This window comes from Spirosoma horti (assembly GCF_054776595.1).
In genome coordinates this window covers 131065-155672 of sequence record NZ_BAAHBQ010000002.1, presented here as the reverse complement: position 1 = coordinate 155672, position 24608 = coordinate 131065, and the positions used below count along the sequence as shown (strand labels likewise).

The 24608-nt window shown below is 51.6% G+C and carries 15 protein-coding genes; 6 read left to right on the top strand and 9 right to left on the bottom strand.

Annotated features, from left to right (window positions below; genetic code table 11):
* Positions 1-128: 128 nt before the first annotated feature.
* The 3 genes from ACYVAM_RS04715 to ACYVAM_RS04705 all read right to left on the bottom strand — a co-directional run bounded on the left by ACYVAM_RS04715 (position 129) and on the right by ACYVAM_RS04705 (position 6755).
* Positions 129-1394, bottom strand: a complete 1266-nt coding sequence (locus tag ACYVAM_RS04715; protein WP_461064451.1) for a D-alanyl-D-alanine carboxypeptidase — start codon at positions 1392-1394, stop codon at positions 129-131.
* A 53-nt stretch (positions 1395-1447) separates the two neighbouring features.
* Positions 1448-5062: a CRTAC1 family protein gene (locus ACYVAM_RS04710; RefSeq protein ID WP_461064449.1), complete on the bottom strand. Its 3615-nt coding sequence runs from the start codon at positions 5060-5062 to the stop codon at positions 1448-1450.
* A 133-nt stretch (positions 5063-5195) separates the two neighbouring features.
* Complete coding sequence (locus ACYVAM_RS04705) at positions 5196-6755, bottom strand: polysaccharide biosynthesis protein (protein WP_461064447.1); 1560 nt, start codon at positions 6753-6755, stop codon at positions 5196-5198.
* Positions 6756-6920: 165 nt separating this feature from the next.
* On the opposite strand from ACYVAM_RS04705, the gene purH reads away from it, so the two are divergent.
* From purH to gatC, 3 genes are all read left to right on the top strand, one after another.
* A complete protein-coding gene (purH, locus tag ACYVAM_RS04700; protein ID WP_461064446.1) occupies positions 6921-8483 on the top strand; it encodes a bifunctional phosphoribosylaminoimidazolecarboxamide formyltransferase/IMP cyclohydrolase in 1563 nt (520 codons plus the stop codon).
* A 54-nt stretch (positions 8484-8537) separates the two neighbouring features.
* Positions 8538-9269: a lysophospholipid acyltransferase family protein gene (locus ACYVAM_RS04695; protein WP_461064444.1), complete on the top strand. Its 732-nt coding sequence runs from the start codon at positions 8538-8540 to the stop codon at positions 9267-9269.
* Between the two features lie 70 nt (positions 9270-9339).
* Positions 9340-9627: an Asp-tRNA(Asn)/Glu-tRNA(Gln) amidotransferase subunit GatC gene (gatC, locus tag ACYVAM_RS04690; RefSeq protein WP_461064442.1), complete on the top strand. Its 288-nt coding sequence runs from the start codon at positions 9340-9342 to the stop codon at positions 9625-9627.
* 98 nt (positions 9628-9725) lie between these two features.
* Here gatC and ACYVAM_RS04685 read toward each other — a convergent pair whose 3' ends face one another.
* The 5 genes from ACYVAM_RS04685 to uvrA all read right to left on the bottom strand — a co-directional run bounded on the left by ACYVAM_RS04685 (position 9726) and on the right by uvrA (position 20283).
* A complete protein-coding gene (locus tag ACYVAM_RS04685) occupies positions 9726-10118 on the bottom strand; it encodes a DMT family transporter (protein ID WP_461064440.1) in 393 nt (130 codons plus the stop codon).
* 100 nt (positions 10119-10218) lie between these two features.
* On the bottom strand, positions 10219-11724 hold the full coding sequence (locus ACYVAM_RS04680; RefSeq protein ID WP_461064438.1) for a DUF1501 domain-containing protein: 1506 nt from the start codon (positions 11722-11724) through the stop codon (positions 10219-10221).
* 22 nt (positions 11725-11746) lie between these two features.
* Positions 11747-14515, bottom strand: coding sequence for a DUF1553 domain-containing protein (locus ACYVAM_RS04675; RefSeq protein WP_461064436.1), 2769 nt, complete (start codon positions 14513-14515; stop codon positions 11747-11749).
* A gap of 138 nt (positions 14516-14653) precedes the next feature.
* On the bottom strand, positions 14654-16954 hold the full coding sequence (locus ACYVAM_RS04670; protein ID WP_461064434.1) for a DUF11 domain-containing protein: 2301 nt from the start codon (positions 16952-16954) through the stop codon (positions 14654-14656).
* A gap of 401 nt (positions 16955-17355) precedes the next feature.
* Positions 17356-20283 (bottom strand): excinuclease ABC subunit UvrA, encoded by a 2928-nt coding sequence (gene uvrA / locus ACYVAM_RS04665; RefSeq protein ID WP_461064432.1) that lies wholly within the window; start codon positions 20281-20283, stop codon positions 17356-17358.
* 141 nt (positions 20284-20424) lie between these two features.
* Between uvrA and ACYVAM_RS04660 the strand changes: the two genes are divergently transcribed.
* Together ACYVAM_RS04660 and ACYVAM_RS04655 are read left to right on the top strand one after the other, a co-directional pair.
* A complete protein-coding gene (locus ACYVAM_RS04660; RefSeq protein ID WP_461064430.1) occupies positions 20425-21054 on the top strand; it encodes an MgtC/SapB family protein in 630 nt (209 codons plus the stop codon).
* Between the two features lie 40 nt (positions 21055-21094).
* Positions 21095-21727, top strand: coding sequence for a hypothetical protein (locus tag ACYVAM_RS04655; protein ID WP_461064428.1), 633 nt, complete (start codon positions 21095-21097; stop codon positions 21725-21727).
* A 70-nt stretch (positions 21728-21797) separates the two neighbouring features.
* On the opposite strand, the gene ACYVAM_RS04650 is transcribed toward ACYVAM_RS04655, so the two are convergent.
* On the bottom strand, positions 21798-22856 hold the full coding sequence (locus tag ACYVAM_RS04650; protein ID WP_461064426.1) for an SGNH/GDSL hydrolase family protein: 1059 nt from the start codon (positions 22854-22856) through the stop codon (positions 21798-21800).
* Between the two features lie 300 nt (positions 22857-23156).
* Here ACYVAM_RS04650 and ACYVAM_RS04645 point away from each other — a divergent pair, with 300 nt between their 5' ends.
* A complete protein-coding gene (locus ACYVAM_RS04645) occupies positions 23157-24596 on the top strand; it encodes an MBOAT family O-acyltransferase (protein WP_461064424.1) in 1440 nt (479 codons plus the stop codon).
* Positions 24597-24608: the final 12 nt, after the last annotated feature.

Sequence of the window (24608 nt, the reverse complement as noted above, 5' to 3'; positions counted from 1 at the left end):
CTAATATTTAAGTCGTGTAATGGCCGCGTAGCGATCCAACTAGGCGTTTGGTTGATCGCTACGCGACTATTAGCAGCTTGAATTCGTTTAATAACGTTTGGTCCAGGAATTTTCGGAATAGCTGCATCCTACATCCGTTCGTGAATCTCCGTCAATAACTCCGCCGTCCGACGACGCATTTCGCTGACGGGCTGGGTGAAGTTGTTATGCATAATGCTGAAATAAAGGAGCTTGTTTCGTTTCGTCAGTACGTAGCCACTCAGGTTATACACGCCCGTCATGGAGCCGGATTTGGCGAAGATATAAGGATTACCCGTCGTTGCCAGGTTTCGCAGTGTTCCCGACTGGCCAGCGGCCGGCAATAACACAAACAGCCGTTTCTGAGGTACTTTAGCGTAAATGCGGCCAAGCAAATCAATTAGTACGTTGGGCGTGAACAGGTTATAGCGGGATAAACCAGAGCCATCGACCCACCTTACCGGGCTTCCTGCCCTGGATGAGTCGTGTAAACGATCGGCTATTCGGCGCAGTTCGGCTGTAGGGTTGAGCTGCGCCGAATGCTGCTCTGCCGAGGCCATAAACAAAACCTGTTCGGCAAACTGATTGTCGCTAACGTGAAGCATTCGCTTATAGAGCGAGTCGGTGGAGGTTCCTCGTATAAGCCGGGCATTGGGAGAAATTGGTAGATTCACAACACCCACCGGCCGATGAAGGGTATCGGCCAGCAGTTGGGCAGCCAATGTTGGCGACCATTTGAACGGCACATCCTGCCGGGTTGATTTCTCGTCTGTCGAACGCACAAACTGGTTCGCGTTTTCAGCCCGGTGTACTCCGCCCATAGCCGTTGCCTTAACCTGTGTGCTATCGGCAAACCGATGCGGCATGGCGGTTCCGTTGGTGAAGCGGACAACGTTGCCATAGATGGGCATGGGCGCCAGCTCCGGTGAGTAGTCATCATTATAATCGTCCCAGGCCCAGCCTGCTCCGAAACGCGGCCCCTCATAATTGGCGGGCGAATAAAACAACCGCTCCGAACGATTTCGCAGAAAAGCCAGCGCCGTGGTATCGGGCAGATCAGGATGCAGAAGCAGCGGGTTTCCCACGCCCCAAAAGATCAGAGAGTCATTTCGAACGGCGTAGCGCAGTACGGGTAGCGAATCACGAAGCGACAGCAGGCCGGCATAGAAACTAAACAGCTTTGTGTTCGACGCTGGCGTAAACGGCTTATCGGCATTGTGTTGAATAAGTGCCCGCCGTTGCGCAGGATCATACACCGCCACGCCCGTAAAATGATCCGTGTACATGGATTCTGTACGTAGTTCACGCGCTATACGACGCGCTGGCGAGCACCCAATCACAAGGAGTACAAACAGAAAAGGTAAGGCTGCTTTCATTGTTGCCTGGACTACCTCGCAACGGCAAACCGTTCCTGAGCAAGCCCTCTAACTTACTTTTTAACGAGTTGCTCACCCGGCAGCAGCCAAACCCCGCGTGCCGATTGGCCGTAGAAACTAGTGCCAAAGGGAATCTCCTGCCGACGTATACGCCCGTTTTTCAAACGCACATGGACAACCGTGGTCTGCGCATCGACGGGCGTGAACGACTGCGGTTGCTGAACGGCAAACAGGCGTAATGGGCCGCGGTTTTCGGTCACAGCCAACTCACAACGGCCTTGCGGATTGGGAAAGCTAACCATGGCTTTGGCATTGCCGGGCACAAAGAAGCCCGACTGAGCGATTGTCAGGGGCAAAAAGCCTCCTTTCCCGTCTCCTCTCAACACCAGCCCGTTCATAGCGTCCATCCGCCCGGCTACCAGGTCGCTGCCATGCTCGTTACCAACCAGCACCGCATCGAGGTTGCCATCGCCGTCGACATCCTGGGCCAGCATACCAAACAGCGGAGCAGTCTGCGCCAGTATGGGCAATGAATGAACCTCGAATTTGCCGTTCCCTTTGTTTTCGATGTAACTGCTCGTCAAATAGTTAGCAGAGAGCTTCAACGCTTGATTGCGTTCGTCCTCAGTCAGTATCTGGCTCATGGTCGCTTCACCAAAGGGGCCATATTTGAGGAATCGACGCTTAATACCGATCATCTGCTTCACCATATCGTCCCACCCGAAATACGGATACTCTTCGTATTGTCCTTTGGCGTTCTTAAAATAAACAGACGGAAAGGCGTCATAAAAGCCATTATTGTCGAAGTCGCCCGCGTAGATACGAACGGGTCGTTCGGCGCTGGCCCGGAACAGCGTATTCTGGCCCATGTTTCCCGCCAGGTAGTCTATATCGCCATCGTTGTCAAAATCGCCGGGGGTCAATGAATTCCAGAAACCTATTTTATCGGTCAGGCCACTGTTATCGAGCGGTTGCAAATGGCCTTTCACGTTTTTCAGCATGGTCAACGGAGCCCATTCGCTGGCCAGCATCAGGTCGACATAGCCGTCGTTATCGTAATCTGTCCAGAGCGCATCACAGGTTAAACCTGCTTTCGTCAAGGCGGGGGCTAGCTGCGCCGTCACATCGGTGAAATGCGGCTTACCTTTTTCACCCGACTTGGCCGAATAGTCATTTCGAAGCAAATAACTCGGTACGCCCATTGGGTATTTATACGGCTCAACGCGTCCACCAATAAATAGATCGAGGTCACCATCTTTATCGAAGTCAGCGGCTTTCACGCACGAGCCATTCACCCGGAAATCAGGCAGCGCGTTCGGATCCAGCGTAAAGTTGCCTTTGCCATCGTTCACATACAGGCGGTGGCGCATGGCCTCGGCCAGTTGCTCGGTCGAAAATTCGGGACTGCCACTGGCTGCGTATAGATCGAGGTCACCGTCTGCATCGGCATCAAAGAGCAACAAGCCTGTATCTTCAGCCAGTTTTGTTGGCAACGATTTCAGAATAAAATGTCCGTTTTTTTGCTGCAAGAGCAGCTCCGTCGAATACTTGGAACTACCGCCCACCACCAGATCGGTCAGGCCATCACCGTTTACGTCGCCGACGGCCAGCGCCGGTCCATATTCAGTGAGTTTGTGCAGAAGCGTTTTTTGCCCGTTAAAATCAATAATATCGGTTTCTTCATGCCGATACGTAACCCCCAGATCGGCGGTCACGTCCTTGACTAACGGGTGGGCTGCCGGGCCATTCTGTACGGCTGGCGCTTGCCGAGCATCAGTCGCTTTGAGCGTGATGGTCTGATCGGCGTTGACACTCGGGAGAATCTGGACCCGGCCACCCGGCCAGGTTACTTTCAGGTTTTTAATGGTTGTGGTTGTGCCTAGGCCAAAATGCGCAATGGGCTCAACACTGGACAGAAACCCCCGATAAGGCGTATGTTCATAAAACTCCTTATGGCCATTGGGCAATTCATATTCGATGGTTGCACCGAGCCCCATCCGATTGGCCCCATCTCCCTGAAACTGAACTCGCAGGTAATGCGCCTTATCGGCTTTTTTATCGACCAGTGTATTGCGGTACACAAAGGCTTCGTCATCAATATTATTGACGATGTAATCGAGATCACCATCGCCGTCGAGGTCGGCATAGGCGGCTCCGTTGGCAAAGTTTGGCTCACTCATGCCCCATAGGTCCGTAACGTTCTCGAAGGCGGGGCCGCCAGCCCGGGCATCGCCCCGGTTACGATAGGCATAATCGCTTACCTTCACTCGGGGCATTTTTTCCGTCAGGCCTTTCCGAAGCTCGTCACTCAGGTAAGTATTTACCGAACTGTAGTAGTTGGTGAAGTCCCGGTCAGTAACATCGCGCGGGAACCCATTGGTAACCAGCAAGTCGCGGTAGCCATCATGGTCAAAATCGGCCAGCAGGGGCGACCAGCTCCACTCGGTTTCGGCAACACCAGCCAGCATACTGATTTCACTAAAAATGGGCACATTGGCGTGCGATGTATCGGAAGGCCGTATCCCGGAAGGCCGTACCCCGGAAGGCCGTACCCCCTGATTAAGTTGCAGTGTGTTGCGGGCATACTGGTGTTCGTAGCCCATACGATCCCATTCTTGGTAAGCAAAATAGCTACTGGGGCCCATCAGGCTCTTTTTCCGGAGGTTATCCTCAGGCAGCATATCCATCACAATGATGTCGGCCAATCCATCGCCATTGATGTCGGCCACATCATTTCCCATAGCCGACGAACTGGTGTGCTTGAATGCTTCGTGAGCCCGGTTCGTGAACGTGCCATCGTGGTTGTTGATGTACAGCACATCACTACTGGCGAAATCATTCGTCACGTAAATATCTTTCCAGCCATCGCGGTTGATGTCGCAGATATTCACGCCAAGGCCGAAGCCTTCCGCCAGCGTACCGGCCTGCATCGTTACGTCCGTAAAAAATGCATGACCCCGTTTTGGATCAAAATCATTCCGGTAAAGTCTGTCCGTATTGGGCGATGTGCCATCATTGACCCGGGTGCGTAGGTTTGTTGGACTTCGTGGATCAGCAATCTGATCGACCAGAACAAACAGGTCCAGATCGCCATCGTTGTCATAATCGAAAAAGGCGGAATGGGTAGAGAAGGTGGTATCGGCAATGCCATAATCAGCAGCCATCTCCCGGAATTTCGGGGCTCCGTCCATATCATTTCCCTGATTGACGTACAGCAGATTCGTGCGCTGGGCCGCTTTTTTATGCAGCGTCGTGGATATATACACGTCCATCTTCCCATCCGCATTCACATCTACGACCGACACGCCCGAACACCAGCGGCCACCACCGGTCACACCAGCTGTCTGGGTAACGTCTTTAAAATGCAGGCTTCCACCACCCGTTTCGGTTTCGTTGATATACAACCGGTTGGACACCTGGTTACCGGCAAAAAAAACATCGGGTTTCTGATCGCCGTTGAAATCACCAACGCCAACGCCCCCCCCATTGTAAATATACTGGTAGTTGAGGATATTGAGTGTATCGCTATCGGTGATGTTATTGGCAAACGTAATTCCTGTTTCGGAAGAATTGAGCCGTTCAAACAGGGGCTTTTCACGGCAGCCAGAGAGTAAGAGCAGAAACACGACGGGCAATAACCAGACGCCGTTTCGATAAGCTAGTTTCATGAAATAGACAGTGCCTCTACGGTGGCAGAATTAGCAGATTATCTTGCAATTTACCCACAAAAACACCCAAATATAGCTCGTTCACTACATTTTTTGTCTTGCTATCCTTAAGGGGTTCGCTGCGAACCTCGAATCATTGTCCGAGATTGACCGGTTTTCTGTTCCTGTTTCGCAGGCGGGCCAGGGCTGGCTGCATGGTATCGCGCTCAACAAAAAGCATGACAGCCAGATATAGCCCGAACAAAGCCGTATGTACGGGCACGGCTACCCATAGATTAGCGATGGGAAACTGCCAGGATACGTAAATCAGAAGTCCCGCACTGAGCAGGTAGCCAACTGCCGACCGGATATGGTAAGGAACAGGATAATATTTTTCGCCCAGCACGTAACACAAAACCATCATAATCAGGCTGGAAACGAAAAAGGCGACCGCACAACCCATATAACCAATCAGGGGAATAAGCAGCAGGTTAAGCCCAATGGTTACGATGGTTCCGATGACGGTGATCAGGGTGCCGTATTTTGTTTTGTCGGTTAATTTGAACCAGAATGAAATGTTGTAGTAGACGCCCAGCAGCAGATTGCCCAGCAGCAGCAGCGGGACAACATTCAGACCGACCCGGTAGGCTTTCGACCGTAAAAACAACTGACCCAGCAAATCCAAATTCAGGCTGACAGCCAGCCAGATCAAGACACAAACGATGATGAACCATTTTGTTACATTAGCCAGCAGCGTTGGGGCATTCTTATCTTCGGCCTGCGAAAAAAAGAAGGGATCGGCGGCAAATTTAAACGATTGGATGGCGAGGGCCATAAAAACTGACAGTTTCAGGCAGTTCCCATAAATACCCAGCACCGCTTCGGCCGATAAGCCCGGATAAAAGCCCGGTGGCAGCAAATGCCGTAAAAACAGCCGGTCGGTTAGCAGATTCAGGACACTGGCCAAGTTGGTCAGCATGATGGGGAAAGCATAGGCAATCAGGACCCGGACCTGTGCGCCATTGAGTTGAAAACGATAGCCAGAAAAGGCGTTCCGGATGATGATAAAATAAAGCGCATTCCCCAGTAAATTAGCCAGAAACGTATAACCCGGCCCAATTTTGGGATCATAGATAAAGTCGGCGATGGGCTGCAAAGCCGTCAGATACTTCCCCTCATAAATATCCTTCGCAATGATTAGGAAGAATATATTGAGCGCCACCACAATTACGATGTTGATAATTCGGGCCCTCACAAACTCACGAACCCGGTTTTCGACCCGCAAACGAGCGAACGGAATGGCGACAATGGCATCAATGGCCACCAACAGGGCCGACCATTGCACAAATCGCTCCTGACCAGGGTAATGAAGCCAGTTCGTGATGGGCGTAGCCAGACTATACAGTAAAATAGAGGAAGATACACTGATGAGGACAACGATGCTTAGCGACTGGTTGAATATGCGGTTCTTTTCGGCGATGGGCTGGTCTTTGGACCGGGCCATGAATCGAAAGAAAGCCGTTTCCAGCCCCAGTGTATAGACAACGAGCAGCACGCCAATCCAGCCATACAGCTCCACATTCGAGGCCATGGCCGATGGCTTTTGAAACGCATACGTCTGAATGGGAACCAGCGCGTAGTTGAGCAAGCGCGCCAGAATCGTACTGATACCATAGAGGGCCGTGTCGCTCGCTAATTTTTTAAACGTACTCATGTAGAGAAGAAATACTTACCCGCTCGGTTTGGCTTTTGTGCTCCGGGCTGACAAAGTTAAGACCTTTGGTTATCTTTGCACTTCCAGTTGACGCAGTTACGTGACTGTTTCGTATAATTGGACAACCCAATAGTCAACAGCCGCAACGCTGTTCCAATCGACCTCATGTCCCTCAAAATCTCCTCCGCGCTGATTTCCGTTTTTTACAAAGACGGTCTCGAACCTTTAGTCCGGCTGTTGAACGAACAGAACGTCAAAATATATTCGACGGGCGGCACTCAGACATTTATCGAGCAACTCGGCATTCCCGTAACGGCCGTCGAAGACCTTACCGGCTATCCATCCATTTTTGGCGGTCGGGTGAAAACCCTGCACCCCGCTGTTATGGGCGGCATTTTGTATCGGCGGGATGTACCCCAGGATTTGGCTCAGGCCGAGCGGCACCAGATTCCACCCATCGATCTGGTGGTCGTTGACCTGTATCCGTTTGAAGAAACAGTCGCATCGGGTGCGTCGGACGACGATATTATCGAAAAGATCGATATTGGTGGTATCTCGCTGATTCGGGCGGCTGCCAAAAATTATAACGATGTACTGATCGTTTCCTCACGCAGCCAATATACCGACGTAGTGACGTTGCTGACCCAGCAAAATGGAACGACCGAACTGAACGACCGGCGGCAATATGCGGGCAAAGCGTTTACCACAACCTCGCAGTATGATACGGCTATTCAGGCCTATTTTGCCGGTGCGCCAAGCCCAAAACCTGATGCTACCGGAACCGTCTATGATTTCAGAACGATGCCTGCCAACCACCTTCGGTATGGCGAGAATCCGCACCAGCAGGCAACGTTCTACGGCGATCTGGAAGCCATGTTCGAAAAATTGCACGGCAAAGAGCTATCGTATAATAACCTGGTAGACGTTGACGCCTGTGTCAGTCTGATCGATGAGTTTGCGGACACGGATGCCAGCGCCTTTGCCATTATCAAACACACGAATGCCTGCGGCATTGCCACCGCACCAACGCCAAAAGAAGCGTATCTGAATGCCCTCGCCTGCGATCCGGTATCGGCTTTTGGTGGCGTCGTTATTACCAACGGACCCGTTGATCTGGAAACGGCCGAAGAGTTGAATAAGCTCTTTATGGAAATCCTGATTGCACCCGACTACGCGCCGGAAGCATTGACGTTGCTAAAGTCAAAGAAAAATCGGATTCTGCTGAAGCGCAATGCCATCAATCTGCCCACCGTTATGTTCAAGACGATCCTGAACGGGGTGTTGGAGCAGGATAAAGACAACCAGACCGAGGCAACCGATCAGTTCAAGGTTGTTACGCAAAAAGCCCCGACCGAGAGTGAAAACCGGGCGCTCGAGTTTGCCTTGAAAGTGTGCAAACATACCAAGTCGAACACCATTGTTCTGGCAAAAGAAGCCGGGCCGTCCTATAGCCAGCTTCTGGCCAGTGGGGTTGGGCAAACGTCCCGTGTCGATGCCTTGCGCCAGGCCATTGACAAAGCGCATTCGTTTGGTTTCGATCTGGCGGGGTCAGTTATGGCGTCGGATGCGTTCTTCCCCTTCCCCGACTGTGTCGAAATAGCGGGTCAGGCAGGCATCACGGCCGTTGTGCAACCCGGCGGCTCTATTCGTGACCAGGACTCGATTGATTATTGCAATCAACACGGACTGGCTATGGTTACGACGGGCGTGCGACATTTCAAACATTAATTTTTTTGTCTGATTGAGCAGGACAATCTGCTCAATCAGACAAAAAGTTCTTCTATGCGACTACTGTACACAATCTGGTGCGCGACTTACTTTGTGGTATTATACCTGTTCCTGTTCCCGATCCAGTTTGTGTTTTTGCAGCGTGAGGCCTGGAAACCGCTTGCTCATAAGATCAACTATATCTGGGGCACCCTTTTTTTTCTTGGGGCAGGCATACCCGTTCGGGTTGAGTACCGATTCAAGCTGGAGCCAAAAGGCGTTTACGTTTTTTGCGCGAATCACTTTTCGTACCTGGACATAGCGGCCATGGGCGTGATCGTCAAGAATTTTTACGCCTTTGTCGGGAAGAGCGACGTAAAAACCATTCCGTTGCTGGGGTATATGTTCGCGAAACTGCACGTACAGGTAGATCGCGACCAGCCAAACAGCCGGGCGTATTCACTGGCGAAATCCATCAGGACGCTGGCTTCCGGACGGAGCATCATGATTTTTCCGGAAGGAGGAATCCGCGCCCCCGAACCGCCCCAGATGGTGCCTTTTAAAGATGGTGCTTTTACTATGGCGATTCAGCAGCAGGTGCCTATTGTGCCGGTTACGCTCTTAAATAATTACGAGATTCTACCCGATAAGAGTCCGATTCGTTTTCACTGGCATCCCCTTCGGGCGGTCATTCACCCGCCCATCGAGACGAAAGGTATGACGCAGGATGACGTGGTACGCCTGAGAGAAGAAACATATAAAATTATTGATTCAGAGCTGATGAGTAATAAAAGAGTAACAGCCTAGTCCTCATGCTCTAACTGCTACGGCGGATTAGCCATTCTCTTTCGCTCTTTCGTTCATTCACTCTTTACTTATGAAAGTAGATCAGGAAACATTACATAAAATTGCCCATCTGTCCCGGCTGGAGGTTAAGCCCGACGAAGAAGCTGCCTTACTGAACAGTCTGAACGGCGTCTTGACCTGGATGGAGCAATTAAATGAAGTAGATACAACAGGTGTCGAGCCACTGACGCACATGTCGGCCGAAACGAACGTGTTGCGCGAGGACGCCGTGGCTAATCATCTCTCCCGTGAGCAGGCCCTCTCGAATGCGCCCCAGCATGATGACCAGTTTTTTGAGGTCCCCAAAGTATTGGAATAGGCGATCCAGAAACCTTGTTTAATTGACCGCCATCCGATAGGTTTTAAGAAACTGACAGTCCGTAAAAGAACCCGACATCACGGATTTTATTCATAAGCTCAGTCAACCGGGCCAACAAACTTCAACCCGATGATGCCGATGGTGATCAGGAGAATGAACAGCAGCTCGCTCCACGACCAGCTCAGTTTCAGCCAAAAAACATCGGCGGCTTTCAGAAACACCAACGTTAGCGCCATCCAGACCGCAAAAGCGGTTGTGGTGGGTATGGTCCGCATGGCAATGGCCAGCAAAATGGTATTGACAATACCAAAAAAGACATAGGCAATCCAGGGCAACAAGATGGGCCAACCCAGGTCCGCGCGATAAAACGTATCCCAGCGCAGGGATTTCAGAGCGTCCCATTGCAGGTATTTAAGTGAATACATCCAGGCCATCTCACAGGCGGCTGCTCCAATCAGATAGATCCAGGAAAGCGCAGTTTGAGTTATCATGGCATCGGCCAGCGGTCAACATACACGCAAAAGAACATGGATCAGCTACGGAAGGCAAGTTACCCAGCCAGGAATGCGATTAAGAAATTGTTGCCATTTCTTACGCCAGTATGGGTTTAACGACTTTTCCGGCTACGTCCGTCAGCCGGAATGGTCGCCCCTGAAACTGGTAGGTCAGCTTGGTATGGTCAAAGCCGAGCAAATGAAGAATAGTGGCCTGGAGGTCGTGAATGTGTACTTTGTCTTTGACCCCGTAATAACCAATATCGTCGGTTTCGCCGAACGAAAATCCTTTTTTAACGCCACCGCCCGCCATCCAGACCGTAAACGCTTCGAGGTGATGGTCGCGCCCCATGAAGGGAAGCACCTGTCCATCGCGGTTTTCCTGCATCGGCGTCCGGCCAAATTCCCCGCCCCAGACAACAAGCGTATCATCCAGTAAACCACGTTGTTTCAAATCCTTCAGCAAGGCCGCAACCGCCTGGTCAGACTCTTTGCATTTATTTTTAAGCCCGATCTCGATGGCCCCATCGGCGCTGGTGCCGTGCGTATCCCATCCCCAATCGAATAGCTGCACAAACCGAACGCCCCGCTCGACCAGCCGACGGGCGAGCAGGCAGTTTCGCGAAAAGGAGCCTTTGTTTGGGTCTACTCCGTAGCTGTCGAGAATGTATTGCGGTTCGCTCTTGATGTCCATGGCATCGGGTACCGACATCTGCATTCGAAACGCCAGTTCATACTGGGCAATACGGGTCAGAATTTCGGGATCCTTCACATCGTCGTATTGCTGCTGATTAATCTTGCTGATGGCGTCGATGGTTTGTTTGCGCACATCGCGGCTCATACCTGCCGGGTCTGACGCATACAACACCGGGTCGCCATCCGTACGGCACTGAACACCCTGATACACCGTTGGCAGAAATCCACTTCCCCAAACGGATTTACCCGCGTCGGGCTGCTTTCCACCCGACGCCAGCACGATATAACCGGGCAGATTGTCATTTTCCGTTCCGAGGCCATACGTCACCCACGAGCCCATACTCGGCCGACCCAGCCGGGCACTGCCCGTGTGCATGAGCAACTGAGCGGGCGCATGGTTGAACTGATCAGTATGCATCGCTTTGAGGAACGAAATATCGTCCACAACGCCCTGCAAATGGGGTAAATAATCAGACACCCACGCCCCCGACTGGCCATATTGGGCAAACTTCCCCTGCGGCCCCAGCATTTTGGGAACACCCCGAATAAAGGCAAACTTTTTCCCCTCCAGTAACGCCTGCGGACAGTCTTTTCCGTTGTATTTGGCCAGTTCGGGTTTATAATCAAATAGCTCCAACTGGCTCGGCGACCCGGCCATATGGATGTAAATGATCCGTTTGGCTTTGGGTAAATATTGAGACGGATGGGGAGCCGTGGCTGGCCCATCGCTCGATAAAGCAGAGCCAACAACGTTGTTTTGGGCATCCTGTTTACCGAAAAACCCGCAACTTCCCAATACCGAGCTTAGGGCCATAGCGCCCAGGCCCGTTGAGCAGGTATGCAGGAAATGACGCCGGGTTTCGCGCTCGGCGGCAGCCTGCTGGAGTTCGTTAAGGAGTTTTTTCATTGTGTTTTAAATAAACATGAACCTACTCTTTCGTAATCACCTCATCCAGATTCAGCATCGTGTTGGCCGTTACAGTCAGGGCAGCCCGTTGGGGCGAAACATCCCTACAGTCTAATAGCTTCTTTGCCTCATCTGGTTTCTGGCGGTAATACTGCTCCGTATTTTGATAGAGCCGGGTAAGTACAATTAGTTTTTTCGGAGACAGATCGCACAACATGATCTGCCGGAAACCAGCCTGTATCTGGCTTACGGGTGATTTCCCGTGCGCCTGCATATAACTGGCCAGCTGCTGGGCAGCTTCTACGTAGACGGGATCATTCAGCGTGACCAGGGCCTGCAACGGCGTGTTGGTCCGCAGCCGACGTAGCTGACAAAACTCCCGACTGGGGCTATCAAACGTCACCATCGACGGGTAGGGAGCTGTCCGTTTCCAGTAGGTGTACAGTGCGCGTCGGTGCAGGTCTTCGCCCGTGCTTTGTTTCCATGATTCACCATCGTAGGGCGACTGCCAAATACCATCCGGCTGAATCGGCATGACGCTCGGCCCATACAGTTTATGGCTCAGCAGGCCACTCACGGCCAGCGCCTGGTCATGAACGGCTTCGGCCGACAACCGGACGCGTGGACCTCTGGCGAGCAATTTATTGAATGGATCTTTGGCGAGTAGCTCCGGCGTAGCCTTTGACTGTTGCTGGTAAGTTGCCGACATCACTATTCGTTTCAACAGTTTCTTAACCTGCCAGTGGTCAGTTTCCATAAACTCGACGGCCAGGTAATCCAGCAACTCCCGATGCGTTGGCGGAATACCCTGCGTACCCATGTCCTCTACCGTTTCGACAATGCCGGTGCCGAACAACTGCTCCCAAAAACGATTCACCGCTACACGCGCCGTCAGCGGATGCTCCCGGCTAACCATCCATTTAGCCAGTCCCAGACGATTTCTGGGTAATTCAGGGTCCATCGCTGGAAAGGATTTGGGAACATCAGGGCTTACCTTTTTCCCCTTTACCATCCAGTTGCCCCGATCAAAAACATGCGTTTCACGTTTTAGATCACCCGTTCCGTCCAGCATAACAGGCGTCTGCTCAACGTCGGCGTTGAGCAGGTCGACGAGCAGTTTGTCCTGTTCACCAAGCGCGTTAAGCGGCTGGCCGGGCATAACCGGCTGAAACGAGACCCACTTGATCATGACCCACTCTTTAGGGGCCTTGGGACTGTTGAGCGATAGATAGAGCGTATGCTTCCCGGTCACCGGTGGCAGTGGAATCATCTGAATGGTATCGTTCCACTGATTGCCCGTTTTAGGAACAGGCAGCGTAGCCAGAATGGCCCCATCGGGCTTATCCTGCCGGATGGTGACAACGGCATCGGGCGCTTTGGTGCCCCAAGCAATGAGCAGTCGTGGCCGCCCCGTCAGGGTTACGTTTTTGATACGAGCCGCCCCTTTGTCCTGGAAACCAAAGTATTTCGCATCCAGCAGAGACGCATTGGCTAACGCATCGAAATCATGCGAATTTAGTTTGGGTTCGACTGTTCGCAGCAGTTGCGTAACCTGCTTAACGCTGGCCTGTGCCTGCTTCGCGTCTGGCGTAGCGCTGGCTAAGTATTGTTGTAGAGCCAGTACCCTAAGCGAGTCGGCAGGTTTATAGAAACGCAGCGTTGGCGTATCACTCGTTACATCCTCGTCGCGGGTGTTGTTAAAAAACGCGAGGTATTTATAATATTCGTCGTGGGTAAACGGATCGTATGGATGACTATGGCACTGAATACAGGCGAAGGTCGTGCCCTGAAACACATCCCACGTGGTATTGACTCGGTCAAGTACGGCCGCTACCCTGAACTCTTCGTCCTGCGTACCGCCTTCATCGTTGGTCATCGTATTTCGGTGAAAGCCCGTTGCGATAAATTGATCGTCGGTCGGATTGGGCAGCAAATCGCCTGCCAGTTGCTCTACGGCGAACTGATCAAACGGCTTATCGGTATTGAAAGCCTTGATCAGCCAATCGCGGTAGCGCCATATTTTCCGGCCGGGGTCGCGTTCATATCCTTTGGTATCGGCATAGCGGGCCAGATCGAGCCACATCCCCGACCATCGTTCGCCGTAGGTGGGTGACTGGAGGAGCCGATCAACCACTTTTTCATAAGCACCCGGCGATCGATCGGCGACAAAAGCCGCGACCTCTTTTTCGGTTGGCGGCAAACCCGTTAAATCGAGCGACACCCGCCGAATCAATGTAGCCCGGTCAGCTTCGGGAGAAGGCTTGAGGCCATCCTGCTTTAGTTTATCCAGAATGAAGTGATCAATTTCATTCTTGGCCCAGTCGGTTTCGTCATTGTCGACCAGCCCTAACCGGCTCCATAACGTACCAATTTTCGGCACATCGGGCCGCTGAACGGTTTGGTAGGCCCAGTGCTCGCCCCATTCAGCCCCCTGATCGATCCATTTACGAAGAAGCTCTATTTCGTCGGGCTTCAAGGCGGGGTGATCGAGCGGCATTCGCTCGTCGGGGTCCGTCAGCGTCAACCGCCGAATCAGTTCGCTCCCATCCGCATCGCCGGGAATAATGGCCAGTTTGCCCGATTTGGCGGGCGCCAGCGCTTCATGTTTGAAAAGCAGGGAGAAACCGGCGGCTTTCTTGACACCACCGTGGCAGGCGATGCAGTTTTTGTTCAGCAGGGGTTTGATCTGGGTATTATAATCCACCCGTTTCTCAAAAAAGCCGAGAAACGATGAAAGCATTAAGGCGACCCCAATGCCAACTGCGCCAAAAAGAATCCACCTGATTTTCATAAAATACAGCTACACAGCGATTCGCTACGTCTAAAAGCAGAAAGGCTGATTTTTGTACTATTAAAAAAACGGCTAGTGCTAATTTTAACGCAAACCAGTCATAAACTGTTCAGTATGAACACCTAACTGGCGCAGGATTTACTTCACCCGGATGTCTACCTGAGCAGTATCGTCTTCCCCATTTGTGACGCCATTGCCGGGCGTAGAATCGGGATCCGGCACACCGGCCGCCACGATCTGAGCCGTGCAAACGCCCCGACCGGTGGCGGTGGCACTAGCCCGAAAACGCAGGGAAATACTACTTCCGGCCGCTAAACTGCTTACCCCACCAACCAGCGCCCCACCCGACAATCCAAAATCATCACCTGCCACGAACGCCTGACCGGCGGGCAGATAGGCTGCTACGCTTAAACCCGTTGCCGATAAACCGCCCATATTGGTCAGCGTAACGGTATAAATAAGTACATTACCCACGCTGGGCGTGCGATTGCTTACCGATATTCTCAGGCTTACATCGGCCTTTGCCGGATCAGGGGTGGGCTGATTACTGCTAACGGTTGGCAGCGGCACCTGATTAGGATTCGGCGAGGTAAACACGGCGGCACTACCCTGGCGCGTACGAAAATCCAGCTGAACGGCATCGTCCTGCCCATCGCCGGTACCGGAATTTGGCTGACTATCGGGATCAATAGTCACTGTCTGCGCCACCTCGGCCGCGTTCCTGTAGGTGCCTAACTGGGTCGGCACGGCAATAAAACTAAGCTTTTGGGTAGCTCCCGAGGCAATGTCAAAGGCGGCACTGGTCAGCACCGTTCCCGAGGCCGACAGGTCGGAAGAGGAGACAAATGCCAGGTTATCGGGTAGACGATTTCGAACAACCACACCTTTGGCCGGGCCCGGTCCAGCGTTCTGAACATACAGGCTGATGGTAACAGGCGTATTCACATCAGGAGCTCTCTGATTGATTCCCATAGCCAGACTTACGTCGGCCTGATTCGAAATCTGAAACAAATTGGACGGTACGGCAGGCAAGGCAGGCGATGTGGACACGACCCGAATTTGAAAACGGCCCCGTTGAAGATCGCTGGGCAGGGTAATCTGAATGGGGCTGGCCGACCCGCTACCCAAAACGCTCTTATACTGGCCCAGTGAATCGAGCAATTGAACCTGCCATTGATTTCCGGCATTGAACGTACCCAGCGTACTGAAGGTAACGGCCAGGGTAGAACCCGGTAAAACATAGGCAGCCAGATTACCCGTTACGGCAAATTGTGTCGGTGTGATGGGCTGGGCATTCTGGAAAAAGGCGTTATTGAGGCTGTTGTTCCAGTTACGCGCATACCGCGACAGGCCCATATCCACCGGAATGGGCTTGTTATTCAGGTAATATTGCGGATGGGGCGATGGTCGCGATACATTCCGAAAGTGAACATCGACGTTCCCTGCGTTCCGGTTTTGAATGGTGTCATTGTACGGCCCCTGAAACACATTAAATCCTGACGTAGCGATCACATTTTCCTGTTGGGTGACTACCTCTGGCGTTGTCTTTGTTCCATTAAATGACGCCCGGGCGACCATCCAGGGCACATTTTGGCCCCCAAAATCCTGACGGGTTTTCTGAATAACATCCCGAAGCCGATCGGCATAGGTTGGAATATCACTACTGGCCACATCACCCTCCGCTTCGCCCTGCTGCCAGAGGATGGCCCGCACGCCCGATACCGAACCATAATACCGAAGTACGTTTTTCAGGTTAGTGTAGGGCTGCAGATTCTCCCAGTTTCCTGCTGTGCAGTAATATGCATTACAGGTCGGAATACCGTTTGCCGTTTTCTGCCAGTTATCGATGGTGGACCCATCCCAACCAGCCACGAAGAAAGCCACTGGCACGTTGTACCGATTCACAATGTAGTCGCCCAGTTCGCCCCATGCCCACGAACTCTCGGCCATCGGGAATATGCGTCGGGTAGCGGTCAATGCCTTGAATCGCGGTACTGGCGAGGGATCACCGGAAGAAAGCAACGCTGGTGCTGCCGGAGGTTGTGGATAATAATGGTTGATGGAATCGATGGCGTTGACGCGGTCGGTATTGGTTCCCAGATCGTTGTCGCCAATGCCCAGCCCGCGTGAGTTCGATTGACCAGCCGTAACGAACACTTCGCCAATACCAACCGGCTGAACACTTACCTGCTCCCGCACGGTATTGCCAGCGATAGTGCGCACGTTGAGGGTATACCAGCCACCAGCGCCCGTAACATAGCCCAGAAAAAGATTGTTAGCAGGATTTGTCTGTATCGTTTGCCACCCAGTAGCCACCCCTTGACCAGCCACAGCGGGAGTTAGCTGGGCTTCTACCCGATCCACTGAACCCGTAAAGCGCCCTGACAGATAAATCCGGCCGTTTCCATCGATCCCGCGCTGCACCACAAGGCGCGCCATCGGATGAGAAATCTGAAGTTGAGCAAAAGCAAAAACCGGCCCTAAAAGCAAAAAAAAGGCCCACGTGACAACCCTTGACATGAACGGTGGAAATAGTAACTCCGCGAAAATACTGGAAAGTTAGTTATCCTTGTTTGACTAGGGGTAAGGGAGGCTTCTTTTATATATAAAAAGTATCTTTTTTTAACAAAATAGCTGCGATTTGCGCTTTTTATGCTGTTTTGTGCTGGCAGGTTCTTAAATCTGCCAAACTAGGTTCCTCAAAACCTATTGAAACATCTCACAATAGGTTTTGAGGAACCTGTGAAGGCGGTTACTTATAACCGCCTTCACAGGGCAGACAGCACAAACGTAAAGGCGGATGTTGCCACCCGCCTTTGCGATACGTATCAATTGATTTGTCAGACTTTACCGACTAAATACTGCGCGGTAAAATTACCGTCGGTTAGCTTCACCATCTCCTCGGGAGTACCCGTAAAGGTAACATAGCCTCCCGTTTCGCCCCCTTCAGGACCGAGGTCAATGATGTGATCGGCGTTTTTGATGACTTCCATGTTGTGTTCGATGATGATCACCGAATCTCCCTGGTCAACGAGGGCGTTGATGGCCGAGAGCAGTTTACGAATGTCATGGAAATGCAGGCCGGTGGTCGGTTCGTCAAAAATAAACAGGGTACTACCCTTGTTTGGGTTGCCTTTACCCAGAAACGACGCCAACTTGACGCGTTGCGCTTCGCCCCCCGACAGGGTATTGGCGGATTGACCTAGCCCGATATACCCTAACCCTACATCCTGCAAAGGTTGGAGTTTATCGGCCATTTTATTGTCTACTTTCCGAAAGAAGCTAATGGCTTCATCGACGGTCATATCCAGAATGTCGGATATGTTTTTATCCTGCAGCGTAACTTCCAGCACTTCCTGTTTGAATCGTTTACCTCCGCATCCCTCGCATTTGAGGTAGATATCGGCCATAAACTGCATCTCAATTTTCACCTCACCTTCACCCTGACATACTTCGCAACGGCCGCCATCCACGTTAAAGGAGAAATGACTTGGTTTATAGCCCCGTGATTTCGACACTGGCTGATCGGCCATTACCTGCCGGAGATAGTCATAGGCTTTGATATAGGTAACGGGATTGGAGCGGCTCGATTTGCCAATTGGGTTCTGGTCGATCATCTCAACGGCCGAAATACGGTCGAGTGAGCCGCTTAAACCATCGAATTTACCTGCTTCTTCGGTGCCTTCGCCCCGTTGCCGCATAAGCGCCGGATACAGCACTTTACGGATCAGCGTGCTCTTGCCCGAACCCGAAACACCCGTTACAACCGTAAGCGTATTGAGCGGAAACCGCACATCTACCCCTTTCAGGTTATTTTCACGGGCTCCTTTCAGGTCAATGAAGTTGGTCGCCTTACGTCGAAACGAGGGTACTGGAACGGTTTCACGTCCCGTGAGGAAGTCGATCGTATGTGAGGGGCGAGTCGTTTCTGACGCGTCAACAACCTCCCGTTCCTCGTTGCTCGCTCCCAATTTCTTAATTTCGTCCCACGTTCCCTGAAACACCAGATGACCACCCAAAGAACCAGCGTCGGGACCAATGTCGATGAGTTGGTCGGCGGCCCGCATCACCTCTTCCTCGTGTTCGACCACAATAACGGTGTTGCCCATATCGCGCAGCGATTCGAGTACACTCACCAGCCGTTGGGTGTCGCGCGGGTGCAGGCCAATGCTTGGCTCGTCCAGAATATACATCGAACCCACCAGCGCCGAGCCCAGCGAAGTAGCCAGTTTAATGCGCTGATATTCACCGCCCGACAAGGTATTGGTCAGGCGATTGAGCGTCAGATAGCCAAGTCCCACCCGCTCCATATAGTCCAGTCGGTTACGAATCTCGATCAGAATCCGGTTGGCGATTTTCTGCTGATGTTCGGGCAATTCCAGATCGTGGAAGAAGGTTGTCACCTGCGTAAGGGGCATCAGTACGAGATCCGTAATGGATTTGCCAGCGATCTTTACATAACCGGCATCTTTACGCAGCCGCGAGCCCCGGCATTCAGGACAGGTTGTTTTACCCCGATACCGGGACAGCATAACGCGGTACTGAACCTTGAAAGTCTGGCTTTCCACAAAGTCGAAGAAGGCGTTGATTCCCTCGAAGTACTTGTTACCCGTCCAGAGCAGTTCCTGCTCGGCAGGGGTCAGGTCTTTATAAGGCCGATGGATGGGAAAGTCGAATCGAATGCCGTTTTTGAGCAGTGGTTTTAGAAACTCTTCACTCATTTTTTCACTGCGCCAGGGCGCAATGGCCCCTTCGAATACCGATAGATTTTTGTCGGGAATGACTAGATCGGGATCAATACCCAGCACTTTCCCAAATCCATCGCACCGGCGACAGGCTCCATAAGGGTTGTTGAACGTAAACAGGTTTACGCTCGGCTCCTCGAACACAATGCCGTCGAGTTCAAATTTGTCGGAGAAAATCCGGGATTCTTTGCCAACGACATCCACGCGACAGGTTCCATCGCCCTCGTTGAAGGCCGTTTGCACCGAGTCGGAAAAACGATACTGGTTATCCTCATCGGGATTGCCCTTATCGTCGTAAAGCACCGTGCCGCGGTCGACCAGAATTTCCAATGATGTATACGGTTCCGGTACGCTCGCTTCGTCGCCAGTCAATACATCTTCAATCTGCATGATCTGCCGACCCGCCGGACCGCCCTCGGCCACAATACGTGTATAGCCCTTCTGAAGCAGGATGTTCAGCTCGTAGGCCAGCGTTCTATCGTCCCGAACGCGCAGGGGAGCCATGACCATAACCCGCTGCCCAGCCTCGAAGCCGTACATAAAATTAACGACATCCGTAACGGTGTCTTTCTTGACCTCGTGGCCCGAGATCGGCGAATACGTGATACCGGCCCGGCCAAAGAGAAGCTTTAAGTAATCGTAAATTTCGGTGGAGGTGCCAACGGTTGAACGAGGGTTGCGGGTCGACACTTTCTGCTCAATGGCAATAGCAGGCGACACGCCCTTAATATATTCAACTTCAGGCTTTTCCATACGCCCCAGAAACTGACGGGCATAGCTACTCAGGCTTTCGACATACATGCGCTGGCCCTCGGCAAATAAGGTATCAAAAGCCAGCGACGATTTGCCCGAACCCGACAGGCCGGTCAGGACAACTAACTTGTTACGGGGTATGGCAACATCAATTCCTTTTAGATTGTGTACTTTCGCCCCTTTGATAATAATAAACTGTTTGGGGTCGAGATAATCAACGGAACGCTGTGGTCCGGCGGTCCGGCGTTCGGTCTCCGTAGTCTGAGTCATTCTAAGTTAATGAGGGTAAACTCTATCTAGATTTTAACGGTTTATTTCGGGATATGGTTTCTCTTAAACCTTATTGGTTTTTGAAACAGACGAGGTTTTGCAACGGGATCAGGCAAATACCCGTATTAGCTACTATACGAGATGGATTTTGCGCAGGAAGACCTTATTCGGCTGAGTATTTCGCTGGTTATTGGCGGCCTGATTGGGGCCGAACGCGAGTATCATGGCAAATCGGCCGGGTTGCGAACCATGATCATGATTTGCGTCGGGTCTGCTCTGTTCACCATGATCTCGGGCCGTATTGGCGGCTCTGGCGACCGAATTGCAGCCAACATTGTCAATGGCATCGGTTTCCTGGGCGCGGGCATTATCTTTCGCGAAAATAACAGTGTAAAGGGCCTGACGACAGCCGCTACCGTCTGGGCCGTCTCGGCTCTGGGCATGTGTGTCGGAGCAGGCCACTACGATATTGCGCTGGTTGGTTTTGTCTTTATTCTGGGGTCATTACTTTTGCTGGTCAACTTGGCAAGCCGGATTCAGAAATTGAACCAAATTCGTGATTATAAAATTGTAACAGCGTTTCATAATAAGACGTTAAAACAGTACGAAGACCTTTTCGAAGAATTTAGCTTAAAATCGACCCGAAATCAGCAACAACGTATTGGCACAGAAATCATCGGTCACTGGCGGGTTAGCGGGTCCGAACAAAACCATGAAAAGTGCATTAAACGTTTGTTGAGAGACCCCGAGGTAAAAGAATTCACCTTTTGATTTCGTTACTGTATAAGCGTTATTTCCTGAATAAAATACCATGAATTATCTCCAGAAATTACTGTTTATCACGCTTTTATTAAGTAGTAGTATTGCCTTCGGGCAACTTACCGAAGACCCGGACGACCGAAAGGATCAGGGCAAGGACCCTCTCCGTACCCAAACGCCGGAAGGGCGCCCGTTGCCTTTTGGCCAGCGACTTCGGTTTGGCGGTGGCATTAACGGCTTCCGGTTCGGCAATCCTTTTAGCCTGGGTATTTCGCCGGTCATTGCCTACCAGGCTACTGAACGAATGATCGTTGGTATTGGTGGTAATTACACCTATACTCGCTATAAGCCCGGTATTTTGTATGCGAACCAGGGTGTGACAATTAATCAGTATGGATTCAGAGGGTTTCTCATGTATGAATTTATACCGAGCATACTGCCGAACCTCTATTTACATGGCGAGCTACAAACTAATACTTACCAGCAAAAAATAGATCAGGTTGCAGGAGCTTATACCGGAACTATTGCCGCTCCGTTAGTCGGTATAACCTACATGCAACCGATAAGCCGGCGTTTTGGCGTCAACCTAACGGCTCTTTACAACCTCAACTACAAGCCTAACGACCCTATTTCGTATCAGGTTTATGGCGGTACTCCGTTTGTGCTTCGGCTTTCCTTCTTTTAAAACGCACCCTATTTTCAAACAAAAAGGCGTTTCCGGTTCGGAAACGCCTTTTTGTTTGCTGGTTGATGGCCTATTTGACTTTTTCCCAGATCAGATCGGCAATGCGCTGCATACCGGTATCATTTGGGTGGGCGGCTACGCCAGGATTTGCGTATTGACTGGCAAAATACTGACCCTGGCCAACCAGGCAGGAGAGATCAACCAGCGCATGCCCCTTTTCGATGGTTACTTTTCGGATGATCGCGTCGGCTTGTGGCTGTTGCCAGACACTGGTCGTGCAGACAACCCTTACCGGCCGACCATAGTTGGCCAGTCCATCCAGCAGCTGACGCAGCTGCGTTTCAAAACCGCGCTTTGGCACTTGTGAATCATCAATGTTTTCGCCGAGTCGTACCAGAATCAGGTCCGGTTGAACCTGTTGTAAGGACTCCTTGAACTCATCGAAACTATACGCTGACGTTCCAAATTCGCGCTCGAAATTACCCCCTGATTGAAGGGTGACGGTCATATTGGGATAGAGCGCTCGCAAACGGCTCGTCAGCAAATGAACGAAATCTTTTTCGGGCACCGAAGCGGCCATTCCATTATTACTGAACCACCCCAGGTCGGGGGCGGGCCCGTGGCTCATGATGCTGTTGCCAATCACCAGCATCCGCTCAAAGTAGAGATTAAACAGGGCCGAAGACCGGCTAAGTGATACCTTATTGCCCGAGCGAATCCGGCTTAGCACGCTCCCACCCGTGGTTAGCGTAACCTGCTTACCCGTTTCCCAGCTCAGCCCGTTATCCAACGAGTATTCAATGACTGCTCCCGCAGGCAATGTATCAGCGGTTAAATTAACCTGCGTACGAATATGAAACGTCCCACCATCTGGGGAAAAGACGGGAGCGGGTACTTTTAGTGTATCAATCTGAGGAACAGACACTGGCGGGCTGCTGGTAGCCGAAACAGGTGTTGTTGCCGTGGTGCTGCTTCCTGGCGATGTAGTACAGGAGCAAGCCGTTGTCGATGTCACGGCCGATGGGTCAGTAGTGGCTTTGTTGCCAACTGCAGCCGGGTAATCCTTTGAACAACTACCCGTGACGACTACGATGGCCAGTGCATAAACGGCATAAACAAATGCTTTCATTCTGTTCAATCTATATGGGTATATAAGCCCGGGCCGACTACACATCAACTCATCTAATTACACTCATGCGACATACAGGGTTACCGTAAAAAAACTACTTTCACCCCAACAATTTATTTTTGGCCTATTTTAGAGTATCGGGTGACCTAAAATCGATTAAAACAGTCAAAAATCAGCCGTTATTCCAGTCAATTTATTTATTGATCCGAATAGAACTCAAGCCTTCCTGGTAGTTGTTTAAGTCACTAAGTGTAAAGCTAAAGACTTATTTTTGTATCCACCCCTCAAAAATGAATCATTATGCTGTTCAGTTCAGCAATCTTTTTATTCCTGTTTTTACCTTTTTTTCTACTCGCCTATTATTTACTCCCCAAACGCTGGCACAATGCGTTTCTATTTGCCGCCAGCCTGTGCTTTTATGCCTGGGGCGAAGGGCCAGTAGTCTTGGTGTTGCTCCTGTCGGCTTTGATCAATTACATGGCGGGGCGTTTGATTGAACAGGGGCATCGGCGAGCGGGGCTATGGCTCTCGCTGGCAGGTAGTTTATCCTTGCTGTTCTATTACAAATACGCCAACTTTTTTGTCGATTCAGTCCGTAGTCTTGCGGATGCCTTCGCCCTGCCGGTTCCGGATAGCCTGGCGCTCACGCACATTGCCTTACCAATTGGCATTAGCTTTTATACGTTTCAGGGCATTTCCTACACGCTGGATATTTACTGGGGCCGCATTCGGGCCAACCGCAGTTTTCTGGACTACGGTACCTATGTAGCCATGTTCCCGCACCAGATAGCGGGCCCTATTGTCCGTTATGCCGACATTGCTCCCGAACTGGCAGACCGAACGACAACGATTGAAAAATTTGGTGTTGGTGCCGAGCGGTTCATTCTGGGGCTCGCCAAGAAAGTGCTTCTGGCCAATACGTTTGCCAGTCTGGCAGATACTATTTTTAATGCTCCAATCGATTCGTACCCTACCTCAACAGCCTGGCTGGGCATTATAGCCTATTCGCTGCAGATTTACTTCGACTTTTCGGGCTATTCAGACATGGCCATCGGGCTGGGCAAAATGGTTGGGTTCGATTTTAAAGAAAATTTCAATTACCCGTACATCGCCCGCTCGATTCAGGACTTCTGGCGTCGATGGCATATTTCGCTGTCCAGCTGGTTCCGCGATTACGTATATATACCACTGGGAGGAAATCGGGGCAGTAAACTGCGGACATACCGAAATTTGTTGATTGTCTTTTTTGTCACGGGCTTATGGCACGGAGCCAGTTGGAATTTTATTATCTGGGGGCTGTATCACGGGTTGTTCCTGCTTGTAGAGCGGGCTGGTCTGGGCAAGCGGCTGGAACGTATCTGGCCACCCATTGCACATGCCTACACGCTGATCGTCGTTCTGGTTGGCTGGGTCTTTTTCCGGATCGAAACCCTCCCGGAAGCCATTCATTTCCTTCAGAAAATGATTGGTCTGGGTGCACAGCCGTCAGCGGCCGTAGCCTACCCACCCGCCTATTTCCTGACCGGCGAGCTTGTTGTTTCTCTCCTGCTAGGGCTTACACTGGCCACCCCGGTTTACCCTTCTTTTCAACGGATCTGGGATCGCACACTGGCTCGTCTGGTACCCGTACGGCTTTTTCTCAACTCGGTGTACATTGTTGGCTTGTTTAGTTTGTTCGTATTAGCGGTTATGTACCTGGCTGCCGATACCTACAATCCGTTTATCTACTTCCGATTTTAGGCACAGAAACCG

Excerpts from the sequence above, each read along its gene's own strand:
- ACYVAM_RS04715 (WP_461064451.1), bottom strand. The coding sequence starts at position 1,394 with ATGAAAGCAGCCTTACCTTTTCTGTTTGTACTCCTTGTGATTGGGTGC.
- ACYVAM_RS04710 (WP_461064449.1), bottom strand. The coding sequence starts at position 5,062 with ATGAAACTAGCTTATCGAAACGGCGTCTGGTTATTGCCCGTCGTGTTT.
- ACYVAM_RS04705 (WP_461064447.1), bottom strand. The coding sequence starts at position 6,755 with ATGAGTACGTTTAAAAAATTAGCGAGCGACACGGCCCTCTATGGTATC.
- purH (WP_461064446.1), top strand. The coding sequence starts at position 6,921 with ATGTCCCTCAAAATCTCCTCCGCGCTGATTTCCGTTTTTTACAAAGAC.
- ACYVAM_RS04695 (WP_461064444.1), top strand. The coding sequence starts at position 8,538 with ATGCGACTACTGTACACAATCTGGTGCGCGACTTACTTTGTGGTATTA.
- gatC (WP_461064442.1), top strand. The coding sequence starts at position 9,340 with ATGAAAGTAGATCAGGAAACATTACATAAAATTGCCCATCTGTCCCGG.
- ACYVAM_RS04685 (WP_461064440.1), bottom strand. The coding sequence starts at position 10,118 with ATGATAACTCAAACTGCGCTTTCCTGGATCTATCTGATTGGAGCAGCC.
- ACYVAM_RS04680 (WP_461064438.1), bottom strand. The coding sequence starts at position 11,724 with ATGAAAAAACTCCTTAACGAACTCCAGCAGGCTGCCGCCGAGCGCGAA.
- ACYVAM_RS04675 (WP_461064436.1), bottom strand. The coding sequence starts at position 14,515 with ATGAAAATCAGGTGGATTCTTTTTGGCGCAGTTGGCATTGGGGTCGCC.
- ACYVAM_RS04670 (WP_461064434.1), bottom strand. The coding sequence starts at position 16,954 with ATGGCGCGCCTTGTGGTGCAGCGCGGGATCGATGGAAACGGCCGGATT.
- uvrA (WP_461064432.1), bottom strand. The coding sequence starts at position 20,283 with ATGACTCAGACTACGGAGACCGAACGCCGGACCGCCGGACCACAGCGT.
- ACYVAM_RS04660 (WP_461064430.1), top strand. The coding sequence starts at position 20,425 with ATGGATTTTGCGCAGGAAGACCTTATTCGGCTGAGTATTTCGCTGGTT.
- ACYVAM_RS04655 (WP_461064428.1), top strand. The coding sequence starts at position 21,095 with ATGAATTATCTCCAGAAATTACTGTTTATCACGCTTTTATTAAGTAGT.
- ACYVAM_RS04650 (WP_461064426.1), bottom strand. The coding sequence starts at position 22,856 with ATGAAAGCATTTGTTTATGCCGTTTATGCACTGGCCATCGTAGTCGTC.
- ACYVAM_RS04645 (WP_461064424.1), top strand. The coding sequence starts at position 23,157 with ATGCTGTTCAGTTCAGCAATCTTTTTATTCCTGTTTTTACCTTTTTTT.